18 protein-coding genes are annotated in these 16,649 nt (G+C 66.1%); 16 read left to right on the top strand and 2 right to left on the bottom strand.

Annotation, left to right across the window (positions count from 1 at the left end):
* The first annotated feature begins 49 nt into the window (after window positions 1-49).
* Genes EEB15_RS11040 through EEB15_RS11015 form a run of 6 tightly spaced genes read left to right on the top strand, consistent with a single transcriptional unit; the run spans window position 50 to window position 5,446 of the window.
* Entirely contained in the window at window positions 50-1,510 is a 1,461-nt protein-coding gene (locus EEB15_RS11040; RefSeq protein ID WP_199236505.1) for an ABC transporter substrate-binding protein, read from the top strand.
* Window positions 1,511-1,513: 3 nt separating this feature from the next.
* The gene (locus tag EEB15_RS11035; protein ID WP_141509894.1) at window positions 1,514-2,458 is read left to right on the top strand and encodes an ABC transporter permease; all 945 of its coding nucleotides are present in this window, start codon (window positions 1,514-1,516) and stop codon (window positions 2,456-2,458) included.
* The gene (locus tag EEB15_RS11030) at window positions 2,455-3,327 is read left to right on the top strand and encodes an ABC transporter ATP-binding protein (RefSeq protein WP_141509893.1); all 873 of its coding nucleotides are present in this window, start codon (window positions 2,455-2,457) and stop codon (window positions 3,325-3,327) included. Before EEB15_RS11035 ends, EEB15_RS11030 begins: the two co-directional genes overlap by 4 nt.
* Window positions 3,327-3,626 (top strand): gamma-butyrobetaine hydroxylase-like domain-containing protein, encoded by a 300-nt coding sequence (locus EEB15_RS11025; RefSeq protein ID WP_141509892.1) that lies wholly within the window; start codon window positions 3,327-3,329, stop codon window positions 3,624-3,626. The genes EEB15_RS11030 and EEB15_RS11025 overlap by 1 nt, the downstream gene beginning before the upstream one ends.
* A complete protein-coding gene (locus EEB15_RS11020; RefSeq protein ID WP_141509891.1) occupies window positions 3,623-4,396 on the top strand; it encodes a ferredoxin--NADP reductase in 774 nt (257 codons plus the stop codon). Before EEB15_RS11025 ends, EEB15_RS11020 begins: the two co-directional genes overlap by 4 nt.
* A gap of 9 nt (window positions 4,397-4,405) precedes the next feature.
* The gene (locus EEB15_RS11015; protein WP_141509890.1) at window positions 4,406-5,446 is read left to right on the top strand and encodes a YeiH family protein; all 1,041 of its coding nucleotides are present in this window, start codon (window positions 4,406-4,408) and stop codon (window positions 5,444-5,446) included.
* Window positions 5,447-5,537: 91 nt separating this feature from the next.
* Here EEB15_RS11015 and EEB15_RS11010 read toward each other — a convergent pair whose 3' ends face one another.
* Entirely contained in the window at window positions 5,538-6,563 is a 1,026-nt protein-coding gene (locus EEB15_RS11010) for a sulfate ABC transporter substrate-binding protein (protein ID WP_141509889.1), read from the bottom strand.
* Between the two features lie 131 nt (window positions 6,564-6,694).
* Between EEB15_RS11010 and EEB15_RS11005 the strand changes: the two genes are divergently transcribed.
* The 6 genes from EEB15_RS11005 to EEB15_RS10980 all read left to right on the top strand — a co-directional run bounded on the left by EEB15_RS11005 (window position 6,695) and on the right by EEB15_RS10980 (window position 12,011).
* Entirely contained in the window at window positions 6,695-6,967 is a 273-nt protein-coding gene (locus EEB15_RS11005; protein ID WP_141509888.1) for an oxidative damage protection protein, read from the top strand.
* Complete coding sequence (mnmC, locus tag EEB15_RS11000) at window positions 6,967-8,724, top strand: FAD-dependent 5-carboxymethylaminomethyl-2-thiouridine(34) oxidoreductase MnmC (protein ID WP_141509887.1); 1,758 nt, start codon at window positions 6,967-6,969, stop codon at window positions 8,722-8,724. The genes EEB15_RS11005 and mnmC overlap by 1 nt, the downstream gene beginning before the upstream one ends.
* Before the next feature lie 42 nt (window positions 8,725-8,766).
* A complete protein-coding gene (locus EEB15_RS10995; RefSeq protein WP_141509886.1) occupies window positions 8,767-9,348 on the top strand; it encodes a GbsR/MarR family transcriptional regulator in 582 nt (193 codons plus the stop codon).
* A gap of 68 nt (window positions 9,349-9,416) precedes the next feature.
* Window positions 9,417-9,887, top strand: coding sequence for a thiol-disulfide oxidoreductase DCC family protein (locus tag EEB15_RS10990; RefSeq protein WP_141509885.1), 471 nt, complete (start codon window positions 9,417-9,419; stop codon window positions 9,885-9,887).
* Window positions 9,884-10,801, top strand: coding sequence for an NAD(P)H-binding protein (locus EEB15_RS10985; protein WP_158290069.1), 918 nt, complete (start codon window positions 9,884-9,886; stop codon window positions 10,799-10,801). The genes EEB15_RS10990 and EEB15_RS10985 overlap by 4 nt, the downstream gene beginning before the upstream one ends.
* Window positions 10,776-12,011, top strand: coding sequence for an NAD(P)/FAD-dependent oxidoreductase (locus EEB15_RS10980; RefSeq protein WP_141509883.1), 1,236 nt, complete (start codon window positions 10,776-10,778; stop codon window positions 12,009-12,011). Before EEB15_RS10985 ends, EEB15_RS10980 begins: the two co-directional genes overlap by 26 nt.
* Window positions 12,012-12,041: 30 nt before the next feature.
* Here the strand turns inward: EEB15_RS10980 and EEB15_RS10975 are convergent, their stop codons facing one another.
* Window positions 12,042-12,785 (bottom strand): response regulator, encoded by a 744-nt coding sequence (locus EEB15_RS10975; RefSeq protein ID WP_141509882.1) that lies wholly within the window; start codon window positions 12,783-12,785, stop codon window positions 12,042-12,044.
* Between the two features lie 195 nt (window positions 12,786-12,980).
* Here EEB15_RS10975 and EEB15_RS10970 point away from each other — a divergent pair, with 195 nt between their 5' ends.
* Genes EEB15_RS10970 through EEB15_RS10955 form a run of 4 tightly spaced genes read left to right on the top strand, consistent with a single transcriptional unit; the run spans window position 12,981 to window position 16,648 of the window.
* Window positions 12,981-13,772 carry a sulfite exporter TauE/SafE family protein gene (locus EEB15_RS10970; protein ID WP_141509881.1) on the top strand — a complete coding sequence of 264 codons (792 nt, stop codon included), beginning with the start codon at window positions 12,981-12,983 and terminating at the stop codon, window positions 13,770-13,772.
* 20 nt (window positions 13,773-13,792) lie between these two features.
* On the top strand, window positions 13,793-15,622 hold the full coding sequence (locus EEB15_RS10965; protein ID WP_141509880.1) for a nitrite/sulfite reductase: 1,830 nt from the start codon (window positions 13,793-13,795) through the stop codon (window positions 15,620-15,622).
* 11 nt (window positions 15,623-15,633) lie between these two features.
* Entirely contained in the window at window positions 15,634-16,017 is a 384-nt protein-coding gene (locus EEB15_RS10960; RefSeq protein WP_141509879.1) for a DUF934 domain-containing protein, read from the top strand.
* Between the two features lie 10 nt (window positions 16,018-16,027).
* Complete coding sequence (locus EEB15_RS10955; protein WP_141509964.1) at window positions 16,028-16,648, top strand: phosphoadenosine phosphosulfate reductase family protein; 621 nt, start codon at window positions 16,028-16,030, stop codon at window positions 16,646-16,648.
* Window position 16,649: the final 1 nt, after the last annotated feature.

The following is a 16,649-nucleotide window of genomic DNA, read 5'->3' as shown; positions in this document are numbered from 1 at the left end:
CCGAACTTGCATCGCCCTTCGGAAGATTTGTGAAACCAGCCTGGAGATCATGATGACGTCGTTTATTCAAGCCAAGTTAGCGCCCCTGGCCTTCGCCCTCGCCCTCGCCCTGCTGCCGGGCCTGGCGCAGGCAGCCGACAAGCAGGTCGTGACGATCGGCATCGGCACGCAGAACACGACCACTAACACCGCCACCGGCGGCATCGTGATCAAGGAGCTCAAGCTGCTGGAGAAGCACTTGCCCAAGACCGGCAAGTACGCCAACATCGAGTGGAAGCTCGACTGGCAGAACTTCACCTCCGGGCCGCCCGTCACCAACGGCATGGTCGCCAACAAGCTGCAGATCGGCATGATGGGCGACTACCCGCTGCTGGTGAACGGCGCGACCGGCCAGAGCAACAAGGGCAATGAAACGCAGCTCGTCGCCATCATTGCCTACAACGCGTTCGGCGCCGGCAACGGCGTGGTGGTGCACAAGGACAGCCCGTACTACGAACTGGCCGACCTGAAAGGCAAGAACGTCTCCGTGCCCTTCGGCTCGGCAGCCCACGGCATGATGCTGCAGGCCATGCAGGAGCGCGGCTGGAAGGACGACTTCTGGAGCCTGGTGAGCCAGAGCCCGGAAGTCGGCACCACCAACCTGCAGGAAAAGAAGATCGACGGCCACGGCGACTTCGTGCCCTTCGCCGAGCTGCTGCCCTACCGCGGCTTCGCGCGCAAGATCTTCGACGGGGCGCAGACCAAGATCCCAACCTTCCACGGCGTGGTGGTCCGCAAGGACTTCGCCGACAAGTATCCGGAGGCCGTGGTCGCCTACGTCAAGGCACTGATGGAAGCCAACGACTGGGTGCGCAAGGACCCGAAGCTCGCGGCCACCAAGATCGAGGAGTGGACCAAGATCGAAAAGGAAGTGGTCTACATCTTCCTCGGCCCGGGCGGCATCCACACGCTGGACCCGAGCATCAAGCCGCGCTGGCTGGACACCATCAAGACGGCCTACGGCGTGCTGAACAAGCTGGGCCGCGTGAAGGAGTTCGACATGAACGCCTGGGTCAACGAGAGCTATGTGCGCCAGGCCTTCAAGGAGCGCGGCCAGGACTACGACTCGCAGAAGCAGACGCTGGCCAACTACGACATCGCCGGCAGGGACCCGATCTGCAAGACCGCCGTGACGCGGCCGAAGGAAGCCGGCGAGATCTGGCTGGCCGGCGGTGAGATCGTGCCCGTGAGCTCGCCGACCTGCCTGCTCGCCGGCATCCGCCAGTACGAGAGCGAGAAAAAGAAGGTCGCGGTGGCCTATGTGTTCGACAAGGAACTGGGCATCAAGGTATTCGCCGACAAGGCCTTCTACGCGATTGAGTCGGGGCCCAAAGGTCCTGTTGCCGCGCCCTTCCTGCTGAAGAAGGATGCCGAGGCCCATGCGGCCAAGTCGGGCGGCAAGTTCGTCACCTACACCGACGCACTGAACCTGGTCGGCGCGAAGATGGCGGTTGCCACCGCGGGACGCTGACCGATGCGCACAGCCCAACTGATCGACGCCGATTTCGCCGGGGACATCCCGCCCGCGCCGGCCGCGACTGTTTCGCTGCTGCCGGTCGGCGCGCAACTGGAGGCACGCAACGAATCGCCCCCGCCTTCAGTTGCTTCGCAACCCCGGCGCGCGACCCAGTGGCTGCAAGGCCGGCTCGCCGGCTGGCTGCTCGCAGGCGTGTCCATCGGCAGCGTGCTGCTGCTGTGGCACCTGGCGACGCTGTACCGGTTGGACTTCTACATCCGCTTCAACAACATCCCCACGCCGGCGCAGGTGTTCGACAAGGTGATCGAGGTCAACCGTTCGGCCAAGTTCATCACCAGCATCGGCATCAGCGTGCGGCGCATCCTGTTCGGCTTCGCGGTGGCCACCGTGCTCGGCGTGGGCCTGGGCATCCTCATCGGCCGTTATCGCCTGGTGCGCCAGCTCGCGATGCCGGCGATGGAGGTGTTCAGGCCGATTCCCGCTATTGCGTGGGTACCGATGTCCATCATGCTGTGGCCCAGCAACGAGGTCAGCATCGTGTTCATCACTTTCCTCGGCGCGTTCTTTCCGATTCTGCTGAACACCGTGCATGGCGTCGAAGCCATCGACCCGGTACTGCTGCGGGCCGCGCGCTCGCTCGGCGCGAAGGAGCGGCGCCTGCTCGCGCACGTCGTGCTGCCGGGCGCGCTGCCCCACATCTTCACTGGGCTCGCGGTGGGCATGGGCGTGGCCTGGGTGTCGCTGATCGCCGCCGAGATGATCTCCGGCCAGTTCGGCATCGGCTACTTCACCTGGGAAGCGTATTCGCTCATCACCTATTCCGAGATCGCGCTGGGCATGATCACCATCGGCGTGCTAGGCCTGTTGTGCAGCGGCGCCATCCGCTTCGTCGCGCGCATCTGCATGCCCTGGCAGGCGTACTCCACCGGGGGACGGACATGAACATCGTTTCGCCTCCGGCCTCGCTCGGCCGGATCGACGTGCGCAACCTGGGCATCCGGTTCCAGACCAAAGCCGGCAGCATTGACGCCGTGAACGACGTGTCGATCCACGTCCAGCCGGGCGAGTTCGTCTCGCTGATCGGCCCCTCGGGCTGCGGCAAGTCGACGCTGCTCAACGTCGTCGCGGGCTTTCTCGAGCCGACCTCGGGCCAGGCGATGCTGGACGGGCAAACGATCCGCGGCCCCGGCTCCGACCGCGGCGTGGTGTTCCAGCAGTACTCGCTGTTCCCCTGGATGACGGTGCGCAAAAACGTCGAATTCGGCCTCAAGCTCAAGGGCTTCTCGGCCAGCGAACGCGAGACACAGGCGCGCACCCTGCTGGGACTGGCTGGCTTGCTCTCGTTCGAGAACCACTACCCCGACCAGCTCTCCGGCGGCATGAAGCAGCGCGTGGGCATCGTCCGCGCGTTGGCGACGAGCCCTCAGGTGCTGCTGATGGACGAACCGTTCGGCGCGCTCGATTCCCAGACCCGCGTGGTGATGCAGGAGATCCTGACCAACATGTGGCAGCGCCTGCGCATCTCGGTGCTGTTCATCACGCACGACATCGAGGAGGCGGTGTTCCTGTCCGACCGCATCTACGTGATGACGGCGCGGCCGGGCCGCATCAAGTCCGAGATCGTGGTGCCGTTGCCGCGTCCGCGCACACCCGAGATGACGGCGACGCCGCAATTCGTGCAGCTGGTGCGCACGATCAAGACCCTGATCCGTGAGGAAAGCCTTGCGGCCATGGGCGGGGAATTGTGCGACGGTGGCCTGGGCGGCCTGAGTACCGAGGTCGGGCCGCAAGGCGTGGCCCACCTCGTGTGATGAGCGCTACTACCGCCTGGCCCCTGGACGTGACGCTGCACGCGGCGTCGGGCCGTCTCGACGTGCTGTGGAGCGACGGCCTGCTCGGCCACCTGGGCGGCGCCCAGTTGCGCGCCGCATGCAAATGCGCGGCATGCGAGAACGGGCGCCGCACCGGCCGTCCTCCCGTGGCCGCCGCGGACGCCGCGGTGACCCAGCTGCGCCCGGTCGGCGACATGGGGCTGCAGCTGATCTTCAACGATGGGCACGACCGCGGCATCTACCCGTGGGCGTACCTGCACGAACTCTCCGCACCATGAGCAACCTGTTCGACGCGCGGGTCCTTTCCGTTCATCACTGGACCGACCGCCTCTTCTCGTTCACCACCACGCGGGACCCCGGCTTTCGCTACCAGAGCGGGCAGTTCACCATGATCGGCCTGATGGTCGACGGGCGTCCGCTCCTGCGCGCCTACAGCATGGTCAGCCCGCACTACGAGGAAACGCTGGAATTCCTCAGCATCAAGGTGCAGGACGGGCCCCTCACCTCGCGCCTGCAGCACGTGCGGCCCGGCGACACCGTCGTGGTCGGGCGCAAGGCCTCGGGCACGCTGCTGCTGCAGAACCTGCTGCCGGGCGGCACGCTCTGGCTCCTGGCCACGGGCACCGGACTTGCCCCTTTCATGAGCGCGATCCGCGACCCGGAGGTCTACGAGCGCTTCGACAAAGTGGTGCTGGTCCACGGCTGCCGCCAGGTGAGCGAACTGGCTTACGACCAGCTCATCACCCACGAGCTGCCGAAGAACGAATTCTTCGGCGAGCAGGTCTCGAGGCAATTGCTGTACTACCCGACGGTCACACGCGAATCGTTCCGGCACCAGGGGCGCATTCCCACGCTGCTGGAGACCGGCAAGCTGTGCCACGACCTCGGCCTGCCGCCCCTGGACGCCACGCGCGACCGCTTCATGCTGTGCGGCAGCCCCGGCATGCTCAAGGACACGCGTGCCCTGCTCGACAAGCTCGGGCTCGCCGAGGGCAACATGAGCCACCCCGGCCACTACGTCATCGAACGCGCGTTCGTGGACAAATAGGCCGACGCCATGCGCGCCCTGATGCTGCGCTTCATGCGCGCCGGCTGGAGCCAGCAGCAGCTCATCGCGGCGCTTCCCGGCTTCACCACCTGCGTGGTGATCGCCCTGGCCGCCGGCTACGCGGCCGCGCAGACCGGCGCGCCGCCGATGTTGTGTGCGCTGCTCGTCGGCACGGCGCTCCACTACCTGAGCGAGGAAATCCGCACCGCACCGGGCGTAGTCTTTTGCGTGCGCGTTGTCCTGCGCCTGGGCGTGGGCTTGCTGGGCGCGCGCATCACGGCGGCGGAGATCGCGGCGTTGGGCTGGCCGAGTGCGTTGATCGTGATCACCGCCGTCGCGACAACCTTGCTGTGCGGCCTCGCGCTGGCCAAACGGTTGGGCCTTTCCACGCAGATGGGCGTGCTGGCGGGCGGCGCCACCGCGATCTGCGGCGCGTCGGCGGCGCTGGCGATCGCGGCCGTGCTGCCCAAAGACAAAGCGCTCGAGCGCGACACACTGGCCGTGGTCGTTCTCGCGACGCTGCTTTCCACTTTGGCGATGCTGGTGTATCCGCTGGTGGCCCAGCATCTGGGGCTGTCCCCCACGGCAGCCGGCCTGTTCCTGGGCGCAACCATCCATGACGTGGCGCAGGTGGTGGTGGCGGGCTACACCTTGGGCCCGGAGGCCGGCAACACTGCCGCGATCGTCAAGCTGTCCCGCGTCGCCTTGCTGGCCGCGGTCGTCGCGGGTGTGGTCTGTGCCTTCCGGAACAAGCATGACAGGGATGAAGCGCAAGGCAGCGGCGAGCTGCCGCCGCTTGTGCCGAGCTTTCTCATCCTGTTCCTGCTGCTGGCCCTCTTTCAGTCGACAGTGGGCCTGTCGCCACGCGTCCAGTCCTCCTTGAACGACCTGTCGAATGCCTGCCTGTTGATGGGCGTCGCGGCCCTGGGCATGAAGACCTCATTCGCGGCAATCGCCCGGGCAGGCTGGCGCCAAGCCGCGCTGATGCTGGGCACCACGGCCTGGATCGGCGCTGTCGTGCTGGTCGCGGTCGCCTGGCGCATGCATTGACCCTCACGCATTTCGACACCCCAGGCCGCGGCCGTGAGCCCCAATACGTCAAGAATGCGGTCGTGCAGCGAAGGCGTGCGCATGGCATCTCCTATTTGCGGGTGTAAATCTGGTCGAAGCTGCCGCCGTCCGCGAAGTGCTCCTTGTCCGCCTTGCCCCACCCGCCGAACGCCTGCTCGATGGTGAACAGGTTCAGCTTCGGAAACTGCTTCGCGTACTTGGCCTGTGCTTTCGCCGAAACGGCGGGACGATAGAAATTCTTGCCCGCGATGTCCTGGCCCTCTTCGGTGTAGAGGAACTTCAAGTACTCCTCGGCCGCGGCGCGCGTGCCCTTGCGGTCCACGTTCTTGTCGACCACGGCGACGGGCGGCTCCGCCAGGATGGAGATCGACGGGTAGACCACGTCGACCTTGCTGCCGAATTCCTTCTCCAGCAGGTAGGCCTCGTTCTCCCAGGAGATGAACACGTCTCCCTGGTTGCGCTGGGCAAAGGTGATGGACGAGCCGCGAGCACCCGTGTCCAGCACCGGCACGTTCGAGTAGAGCTTGCCGACGAATTCCTTGGCCTTTGCCTCTCCACCGTACTTGCGCTTGGCGAATTCCCATGCCGCGAGATAATTCCAGCGCGCACCGCCCGAGGTCTTTGGGTTCGGCGTGATCACGCTGATGCCGGGCTTGACCAGGTCGTCCCAGTCCTTGATGCCCTTCGGATTGCCCTGGCGCACCACGAGGACGATGGTCGAGGTGTAGGGGGAGGAGTTGTGCGGCAGGCGCTTCTGCCAGTCCTTCGCCAGCCAGCCGCCGTTGTTGGCCAGCGCATCGATGTCGCCGGCCAGCGCCAGCGTCACCACATCGGCGTCGAGGCCGTCGATGACCGAACGGGCCTGCTTGCCCGAGCCGCCGTGCGACTGCTTGGTGGCCACGTCCTGTCCGGTCTTGGCCTTCCAGTGGGTGGCAAACGCCTTGTTGAACTCGACGTACAACTCGCGCGTCGGGTCGTAGGAAACGTTGAGCAGCGTCACCGGTTGCTGGGCCAATGAAGGCAGCGCGGCCAGGGACAACGCGCCGGCCACGGCAGCGGCCAGGGGAATCTTGATAAAGTCGCGGCGAAGGGTCATGACAGTTTCTTTCGGGTTCTGGTAATCGACAGAGCCGATTCTGGGAGCCCGGTCCCGAAACTGGAACGACTGAGTTTTCACTTGTTTATTCGCACAAGCTTATTCGCGAAACCATCCAAAGAGGCGTCCCCATGGCTCGTACCGTCAATTGCATCAAGCTCGGCAAGGAAGCCGAAGGCCTCGACTTGCCGCCCTACCCCGGCGAACTCGGCAAGCGCATTTATGAGAGCGTCAGCAAGGAAGCCTGGGCCGCATGGCTCAAGCAGCAGACCATGCTGGTCAATGAAAACCGGCTGAACCTGGCCGATGCGCGGGCGCGGCAGTACCTCGCGCGGCAGATGGAAAACCATTTCTTCGGCAGCGGCGCCGACGTGGCCCAGGGCTACGTGCCCCCCGCCCCGTAATGTCCGGGCCGGGCGGGCTCGAGCAAGCCCGCCACCTGTTCCTGCACGGCTGCGGCTTGCCGCAAGCGTGGGCGGGGCAGCCGCATTGGCGGATCCTGGAGACCAGCTTCGGCCTGGGGCTGAATTTCCTGGCGGCATGGCGCGCGTGGAAGGACGATCCGGCGCGGCCGCGCATCCTGCACTTCGTCTCTGCCGGGGTGCAGGCCGTGCCCGCTGCCGACCTCGTACGGGAAACGGCGCTGTATCCCGACCTGGTGGGTATGGCCCAGGAACTCGCCGCGCAGTGGTTCGGCTTGACGCCGGGCACGCATCGGTTGGTTTTCGAGCAAGGCCGCGTGCTGCTCACCCTGTTTGTCGGCGACGTGCGCGACGGGCTGCGCCAGCAGCCTTTCCACGCGGATTCCGTTTTCCTGGGTGGTGCCGACTCCAAGGACAGTGGTGCGGCGTTGGACTTGCACGCGCTCAAAGGCATCGTCCGGCACTGCCGGCGCGGCACGGCGCTCGCGGCTTCACGAGCAGACGGCGACTTGCTCCGCAATCTCGCGCAGTGCGGCTTTTCGGTGAAGCAGGCCGAACGCACGCTGCCTGAGCGGCTTGGCATCGAAGCCGTCTTTGCGCCGGCATGGGAGCCCAAGGGCCAGCGGCCGCGCAACGTGGTGGAGCCAGGGCACTGCGTCGTCATCGGTGCGGGCCTTGCGGGTGCGTCCGCCGCCGCGAGCCTCGCGCGAAGAGGTTGGCAAGTCACGGTTCTGGACGGCGCCGCGGAGCCCGCAGCCGGCGCCTCGGGCCTGCCGGTGGGGATGATCGCGCCGCACTTTTCGCCGGACGACAGCCTGTTGTCGCGCCTCACCCGATGCGGAGTCCGCGCCACGCTCCAGCAGGCGCGCGCCCTGCTGCGCGACGGCGAGGATTGGTGCCTGACGGGCGTGCTCGAGCATCGGCCGGGGGCGGATGCGCCTGCGGCCGATGCACAGGAAGCATGGCAACCGTGGACCCGAGACGCCGATGGCGTGCAAGTTTCCGCCGCAAAACTCGCCCCCTCGACCCACGCCTACTGGCATGAGCAGGCGGGCTGGATCAAGCCGGCGGCGCTGGTGCGCGCGTGGCTGGCCCAGCCAGGCATCAGGTGGCGTGCGAGCACAGCTGTCGAACAGGTCGTCCGCTCGGGTGAAGGCTGGCAAGTGCTGGGTGCGCAAGGCGAGAGCATTGCGTCAGCCGATCTGGTCGTGATCGCCGCGGCGCACGCCGGCGCAAGACTGCTGCCCATCCCGCTGCCGCTGCAACCGATCCGCGGGCAAGTGTCGTGGGCCCATGAAGCGGGCGAATCACTGCCGCTGTTTGCGGTCAACGGCAACGGGCATTTCATTCCGCACGTGCCGATTGCCGGGCGGGCCGCCTGGTTCTGCGGCTCAACTTTTGACCGCGATGACCAGGACCTTGCCGTGCGCGAAGCAGATCACCAGGCCAATTCGCAGCGCCTGCACGACCTGTTGCCCGCCGCTGCGCAGGAACTCGCACCAACATTCGCGAGCACCGAACTGCGCGCCTGGACCGGCGTGCGTTGCGCCTCCGCCGACCGGCGTCCGTTGCTCGGCGAAGTGCAACCCGGCCTGTGGGTCAGCACAGCGATGGGGTCGCGCGGGCTGACCTTTTCGGTGCTGTGCGCGGAGCTGCTGGCTGCGCAACTGCACGATGAGCCATTGCCGCTGGACCGCAAGCTCGGACAGGCGCTGGACGTGAAACGGGCGCACCAATAATTCTGTCTTGACAGAAATAACTGGCAGATCTAATCTTCGGTCATGGAACTCAGCGCCACCTCCCAGAAATTCATCCTCCACTGGGGCGAAATGGGCACCCGATGGGGCGTCAATCGCACGGTCGCGCAGATCCATGCCCTGCTCTATCTCAGCGGCAAGCCGCTGCCGGCCGACGAGATTGCCGAAACGCTGGCGGTCGCGCGAAGCAACGTGAGCAATTCGATCCGCGAACTCCAGGCCTGGAACCTGGTGAAGATGGTGCATGTGCTGGGCGACAGGCGGGACCACTTCGAGGCCAGCACGGACATCTGGGAGCTCACCCGCACGATCGTGCGCGAGCGGAAAGAGCGGGAGATCGAACCGACGATCGACGTGCTGAAGGACCTTCTCAACAGCCCGGAGCTGATGGTGGACGGTTTGGAGCGAGCGGCACGGATCAAGGAGATGCTCGTGATGCTCGAGTCGTTGTCGGCGTGGAGCGACGAGATGCTCCGGCTCGACACCGAAACCCTCACCAAGGTGCTGAAACTCGGCGCCAAGATCCAGAAACTGATCCGCGGTCAAACGACCGGCGGCACCGACGCGCCGCCCGTGAACGAGGTGGGCGCGGTGATCGGGCCGTAACGCCCCTTTTTTTGCTCGATCATTTCTGTATTGACTGAAATTACTGTCTTATCGATTTAATCATAGCCATGAAGCAATCCCGAAACGACTACCCACTCACCTTGCTGTACGACGGCGCGTGTCCCATTTGCCGGCTCGAGATGGACCGGCTTGCACAGCTGGATGGTTTACGGCGGCTGGCGTTCGTGGACATCGCCCTCCCCGGCTTCGACGCTGCGAAATACGGTGCGAAGGTCGAGGACATGCAACGCCTGATTCACGCGGTGCGGCCCGACGGCACGCTGGTCGTCGGTGTCGAGGTGTTCCGGCTGGCTTACGGCGCTGTGGGATGGGGCTTGCTGTTCGCACCCACGGCCTTGCCCGGGGTGAGCTCGATTGCCGAACGTGCCTATGCAGTGTTCGCGCGCAATCGCTACAAGGTCTCGGCGCTGCTGCAGCCCTTGCTGGCACGCATGGCCGCCGCGCAGGCGGCCCGGCGCACAGCCGGCGCATGCGCCGGCGATGTCTGCGAATCCACCAACGAAAGGACAGCATCATGAAAGTCGTCGTCTTCGGTTCGACCGGCCTGCTCGGCCGCGCCATCGTGAAGGAGCTGGCCGCGCGCGGTCACCGGGTTCTGCGCGCCGGGCGCAGGGACGCCGAACTGCCCGTGGACTTCCGCTTCGACCTGGACGCGGCGAATCTGCGCACCGTCGTTCGCGGCGCGGACGTGGTGGTCAACGCGGTCGGCATCCTGATCGAGCGCGACGGCAACACGTGGGATGTCGTGCACCGGCGGGCTGCCCAAGCGCTCGCGGCCGCCTGCGCCGCGGAGCGGGTCGCACGCATCGTGCACGTCTCGGCCCTGGGCGCGGGCACCGGCATCGCGGGCGAATACATGGCCAGCAAGTTGGCGGCCGAGCAGGCCTACGAGAGCGGTCCGGTCGACTTCGCGATCGTGCGCCCGGGCCTGCTGGTCGACCCCGCCTGTCCGAGCACGCGCCTGTTTCGCTGGCTGGCACGCCAACCGGTGATCGCGCTGCCGGGCGTCTTTCATCCCGGCGAAAGTAGGGTCCAGCCGATACAGGCGACGGACGTCGCGCAGTGCGTGGCGCGCATCGCCGAACATCCAAAGGCGCTGCGGCGTGTTATCGAACTGGCGGGCCCGCGTGCAATGACGTACCGCGAAATGCTCGCCAGCTACCGCACTGCGCAGAACAAGGGCGCGCCCCTGTGGATGCCTGTGCCGTGGTGGCTGATGAAACTCACGGCGCGGCTGGCACGCATCGTTCCGCAGAAAGTGTTCAGCATCGACACCATGCGCATGTTGCAGGCGGGCTCCGTCCCGCAAGCAGGCAACGAGGTGCGCCGTTGGCTGGGGCGCGACCCGCTGCCACTGCTGCCGGCGGGCGAACCAGCGCCCGACGCGGGCTTGTTAGCATCGGCGGATGTCCCGCCCCTTGCGAACACTTGACGTCGCGGTTGCCGGCGCCGGCTTTGCCGGCCTTTCCGCAGCTGCCTTGCTGGCCCGGTCCGGGCACCGCGTCACCATCTTTGAAAAGTTCGAGACGCCGCAATCGATAGGCGCCGGCATCCTGGTGCAGCCGAGCGGCCTGGCCGCCATGCGCATGCTGGGCATCGACCAGGAGGTGCTGCGCCGGGGCGACCGCATCGATCACCTGTTCGGCGTTACGCGCAGGCGCTGGCCGGTGGTGAACGTGCGCTACGACAAATGGCAGCCCGGATCGTTCGGCGTGGGCTTGCACCGCGGCGTGCTGTTCGACAGCTTGTGGAAGCTGGCCCACAGCTGCGGCGTGAAAGTGGTGACAGGCCACGAGGTGCGCGAGCTGCAGGCACTCCAGGACAAGCACGACCTGGTGGTCATCGCCGATGGCAGTCGATCGACGCTGCGCCAGCAGACCAGGCTGGCCTGCAGCGATCGCATCTATCCCTGGGGCGCAGTGTGGGCTGTGCTGGACGATCCCAAGCGGGAACACGGTTCGACCCTCTGGCAGTGGTACCGAGGCGCAAACCAGATGCTCGGCATCATGCCGACGGGCGTCGCGCCGGGGCGCGATGTGCCCGTCGTCAGCCTGTTCTGGAGCTTGCACGCGAGCCGCTACGCTGCGTGGCGCGAGGCCGGGCTCGATGCGTTCAAGCGTGAGCTGCTGGCGCTGAACCCGGCGTGCGGCCCGCTGTTGGACCAGATCACTTCGCTCGATCAACTGACCTGGGCCCGCTACCACGATACCGTGATGCCGAGCTATCACACGGACCGCGCGGTCGTCGTTGGCGACGCCGCCCACGCCACCAGCCCGCAACTCGGCCAGGGTACCAACCTCGCGCTGCTGGACGCGGTGGCGTTGCGCGATTGCGTCGACCGGGCCGACTCGGTGCCGCAAGCCCTGGAGCGCTACACCCAGCTGCGGCGGCGCCACCTGCACTTCTACGGGCAGGCCAGCCGCTGGTTGACGCCGTTGTTCCAGTCTGACTTGCGCTTGTTGCCGTGGCTGCGCGACATGTTCATGAACGCCGGGTGCGCATTGCCCGTGGCCGGGCGTCTGACGCGGCAAGTGTTGGTCGGTGTTCAACAGGGCTGGTGGCCGGGGCAGACGCTTGAACTTTCACCAGTGCTGCCCGTTGGTGAACAACCTGTGCCTGTCGCTGGTGAAGTCGGGACCTGAGCCAGCCCCGCACAGTCGATGCGTGGGGCGTTAAACCCGCTCTAGCAGAGCCTGCAGCTTCCCCGGATCCGGCCGCGTGCCGAACAACCCCTTGGCCCCGCGCAGCCACGCGCGGATCTGCTCCGGAAATGAGGGTTGCGCCTTGGTCAGAATAAGGTGCTCGATACCGGGCTTGGCCTCGCCGAGTTCTTTCACGAAAGCCCAGCCGTCCACGTCGGGGAGCGACAGGTCAACCAGCGCCACGGCGTACGCATGCGCGCGCGTCAGCTCCAACGCCTGCGCGCCTGTTTCGGCTTCGTCGGCCTGCGTCAGGTCGGCCAGCGACAGCCGGGCGCGCATGTACAGGCGAACGTCACGGTCGGCGCTGGCGATCAGCGCGCGCTTGACGGGCGGCAGGTCGGGCGGCAACGTGTCCGCCATCCCGCTGTCGCGGCCGAGGTCGAAGTCCAGCGGGTCGGACGGCGCGAAGAGCTGGTCCATGGCGTTGACGACTTCGGGCCAGGAGATGGGCCGGTGAAAGGTGCGCCACGCCTCGGCGGGCGCCACCGCGCCGACCCAGATCAGCTTGAGCTTGTGGTTCCTGGGCGTTTCGAGTTCGACGTGGGCCTCGAAGCTTTGGCCGTCGATCAACGCCAGTTGGGGCGGTTCGGGGTTGTCGGCCAACCACAGCGAATAGATGGTTTCGCGCTGCTCCGACAGCCGGAACACGGTATTCAGCGCGTGGCGTTCCACGTCGGTGAACCCGATGACTTTGACGAAAACCCTCTGGGCCATTTGGCTTTTCAAGATGAGCTGGCAGGACGCACCGCATTATGGCGGGCTGCCGCCCACGGGCCCAAACCCCCTTATCCGGAATTTGCTTTTATCCCCCCGAAAAGCCGCACCAGCACTGGCGCATAAGCTTATCCGCATATCGCGCGAACTAAAAAATAGTTTGTTCCCATAAGGCTGTCTCTTAGAGTCGCGCCCATGCACGACTTCGCCTTTGTCTTCGCCGGATTCTTCGTAGGCCTGGTCGTCGGCCTCACGGGGGTCGGCGGCGGTTCCCTGATGACGCCCATCCTGATCTTCGGGTTTGGCATCAAGCCGTACCTCGCCATCGGCACCGACCTGCTGTTCGCTGCCGCGACCAAATTCGGCGGCGCGGTCGGCCTGGCACGCTCGCGCCATATCGACTGGCCCGTGGTAGCGCTGCTGTCCGCCGGCAGCATTCCGGCGGCGCTCGTCACCATTTTCGTCCTGCACCGCCTGGGGCCGGCCAACCCGGCTGTGCAGTCCGTCATGACCACCACGCTGGGCGCCGCACTGCTGCTAACAGCAGCCGCGACACTCTACAAGGCAATCAAAGGCAAGAGCATCCCGCGCGAAATCGACGCCGAGCAGATCGCGCAGGCCATCCGCCCACGCCACTGGGTGCAGCCGGTGTTGTTCGGTGCTGCCATCGGCACACTGGTCTCGCTGACCTCGGTGGGCGCCGGTGCGATCGGCGTCACCGTGTTGATGCTGCTGTATCCGGCGCTGCCCTTGCCGCGCATCATCGCGGCCGACATTGCCTATGCCGTGCCGCTGACGCTGGTCGCCGGCCTGGGCCACGCGTCCATCGGTTCGGTCAATTGGCCGCTGCTGGGCACGCTGCTGATCGGCTCCCTGCCGGGCATCTGGCTCGGTTCGCGCCTGGTGCGCCATGCCCCGGACCGGGTGATCCGCTCCCTGCTGTCGCTGTTGCTGGCCTATGCCGGCGCCCGCCTGATTTCGATCTGAAGAAGAGAGAGAACTAGAACATGTACCAGTACACCGATTTCGACAAACAGTTCGTCCACAACCGCGCCGCGCAGTACCGCGACCAGCTGGAACGCCACCTGGCCGGCAAGCTGAGCGGCGACGAGTTCAAGCCGCTGCGCCTGCAGAACGGCTGGTACATCCAGCGTTATGCCCCGATGCTGCGCATCGCCGTGCCCTATGGTGAGCTCTCCAGCGTGCAGCTGCGCGCGTTGGCCACCATCGCGCGCGAGTACGACCAGCCCACCGCCGAACTCCTCCAGCACGCCCAGGAAAAGCAGGACACGCTCGGGCCGGTCGCCCTGCCCCCCAGCTACGGCGGCGGCTCGGTGCGCTCGCAACTGAAGGTGGGCTACGGCCACTTCACCACGCGCCAGAACGTCCAGTTCAACTGGATTCCCCTCGTCAAGAGCGCCGATGTGATGGACCTGCTGGCCAGCGTCAACATGCACGGCATCCAGACCAGCGGCAACTGCATCCGCAACATCACCAGCGACGAGCGCGCCGGCATCGCGGTGGACGAGATCGCCGATCCGCGCCCTTACTGCGAAATCATGCGCCAGTGGAGCACGCTGCATCCCGAGTTCGCCTTCCTGCCGCGCAAGTTCAAGATCGCCGTCACCGGCGCCGCCGAAGACCGCGCCGCGACCTTCTGGCATGACGTCGGCCTGCACCTGGTCAAGAACGAAGCGGGCGAGCTGGGCTTCCGCGTGCTGGTCGGCGGCGGTATGGGCCGCACGCCGGTCATCGCCACGGTGATCCGCGAGTTCCTGCCCTGGGCCGAAATCCTCAACTACCTCGAAGCCGTCGTGCGCGTGTACAACCGCTGGGGCCGCCGCGACAACATGTACAAGGCGCGCATCAAGATCCTGGTGAAGGCCGAAGGCCAGCGCTACATCGACGAGGTGGAAGCCGAGTACAAGCAAATCGTGGAAGTGGACGGCGCGCCGCACACGATCACGCAGGCCGAGCTGGACCGGGTGGCGGCTTCCTTCGTACCGCCCGCACTCAAGCGCGATCGCAAGGGCGCCGAAGCCAAGGTGCACGACATCATGCGTGCGGGCGCCGAGGCCGATCCGGAATACGACCGCTGGCTGCAGCAGAACGTGGCCGAACACAAGAACCCGGAACTGCGCGCCGTGACGCTGTCGTTCAAGCGCCTGGGCCAGGCCCCCGGCGACGCGACCGGCGCCCAACTGGACGTCGCGGCCGAATTGGCCGAGCGCTTCTCGGCCGGTGAATCCCGTGTCACGCACGACCAGAATCTGCTTTTGCCCTGGGTCCACCAGGACGACCTGCCCGAGCTGTGGCACGCCGCCCGCAAAGCCGGCCTAGCCAAAGCCAACATCCGCCTGCTGACGGACATGATCGCCTGCCCCGGCGGCGATTTCTGCGACCTGGCCAATGCGCGCTCGCTGCCGATCGCCGAAGCGATCACGCAGCGCTACCAGGATCTGGACGAGCTGCACGACATCGGTGAGATCGACCTGCACATCAGCGGTTGCATCAACTCCTGCGGCCATCACCACAGCGGCCACATCGGCATCCTGGGCGTCGACAAGGACGGCAAGGAGTGGTACCAGGTCACGCTCGGCGGTTCGGACGGTTCGCTCCTGTCCGGCGCGCCCACGCCCGGCAAGGTGGTCGGCCCGTCGTTCTCCGCGGCCGAAGTGCCGGAAGTGATCGAAGCCGTGCTGGACACGTATCGCCAGCAGCGCCAGACCACCGGCGACAAGGCCGAGACCTTCATCGACACGCTGCGCCGTGTCGGCATCGAGCCGTTCAAGGCCGCAGCCAACAGCGCGCGTTTCGCCGAAAAGCAGGCAGCTTGAAATTGACAACCATGAAACTGAACCTGATCTCCCCGGCCGAACAAGTGCTGGTGTCCGTGGACTCGAAGGTCCTGCAGCTGGCCAACGACTCGGATCCGCGCGAGCTGTCCCTGGACGGTGTTGAGCGCATCGAACTGAACTTCCCGAAATTCGCTGACGGCCGTGCCTTCAGCCAGGCCTTCCTGCTGCGCCGCCGCTTGGGCTTTGCCGGCGACATTCGCGCAACAGGCGAGGTGTTGATTGACCAGCTCGTGCAGCTGGAACGCACGGGCTTTTCCAGCGCCGTGCTGCGCGAGGACCAGGACATGAACGACGCCAAGCGCCAGTTCGAGCGCTACGCGGCGTTCTACCAAGGCGATGCCGTGAAAACCGCACCGAGGTTCGCCCATGCTTGAAAGCCTCGACATGAACATCGATCTCGCCAAAGTCAACGCCGAGCTCGGCCGCGACGCACAAGGCTTGGTGGCTTGGGCCCTGGGCCTGGGCAAGTCCGCGATCGTCACCACGAACTTCCGGCCGTTCGAAGCCGTCATCCTTCACATGGTCACGCAGGTGAAGCCTGACGTGCCTGTGGTCTGGATGGACAACGGCTACAACACCGAGGCCACCTACCGCTTCGCGGACGAGGTGACGCGGCAGCTGTCGCTGAACCTGCGTACCTACCTGCCTCTGCGATCCCGCGCGCACCGGGAAGCGCTCGAAGGCGCGATGCCGACGCTCGACGATCCGCGCCACGAGGCCTTCACGATAGAGGTCAAGCTGGAGCCGTTCGCGCGCGCCCTCCGGGAAACGGCGCCGCAGGTCTGGTTCACCGCGCTGCGCGCCACGGACACCGCCGTTCGGGCACAGATGGAACCCGTGTCCATCAATCCGGATGGCCTGATCAAGGTCGCCCCGCTGCTCCACTGGACGTCCAGGGATCTCCATGCCTACTGCCAGGCACATGGGCTGCCGAACAACTTCGACTACTTCGACCCGACCAAGGCTGAAGACAACCGCGAATGCGGATTGCACATCGAGCACTGAC

The sequence above is a fragment of the Ramlibacter sp. WS9 genome (genome assembly GCF_003797765.1).
Classification (GTDB): domain Bacteria; phylum Pseudomonadota; class Gammaproteobacteria; order Burkholderiales; family Burkholderiaceae_C; genus Ramlibacter.
Note: the sequence above shows the minus strand (reverse complement) of the source record. Positions and strands in the feature narration are given on the sequence as shown.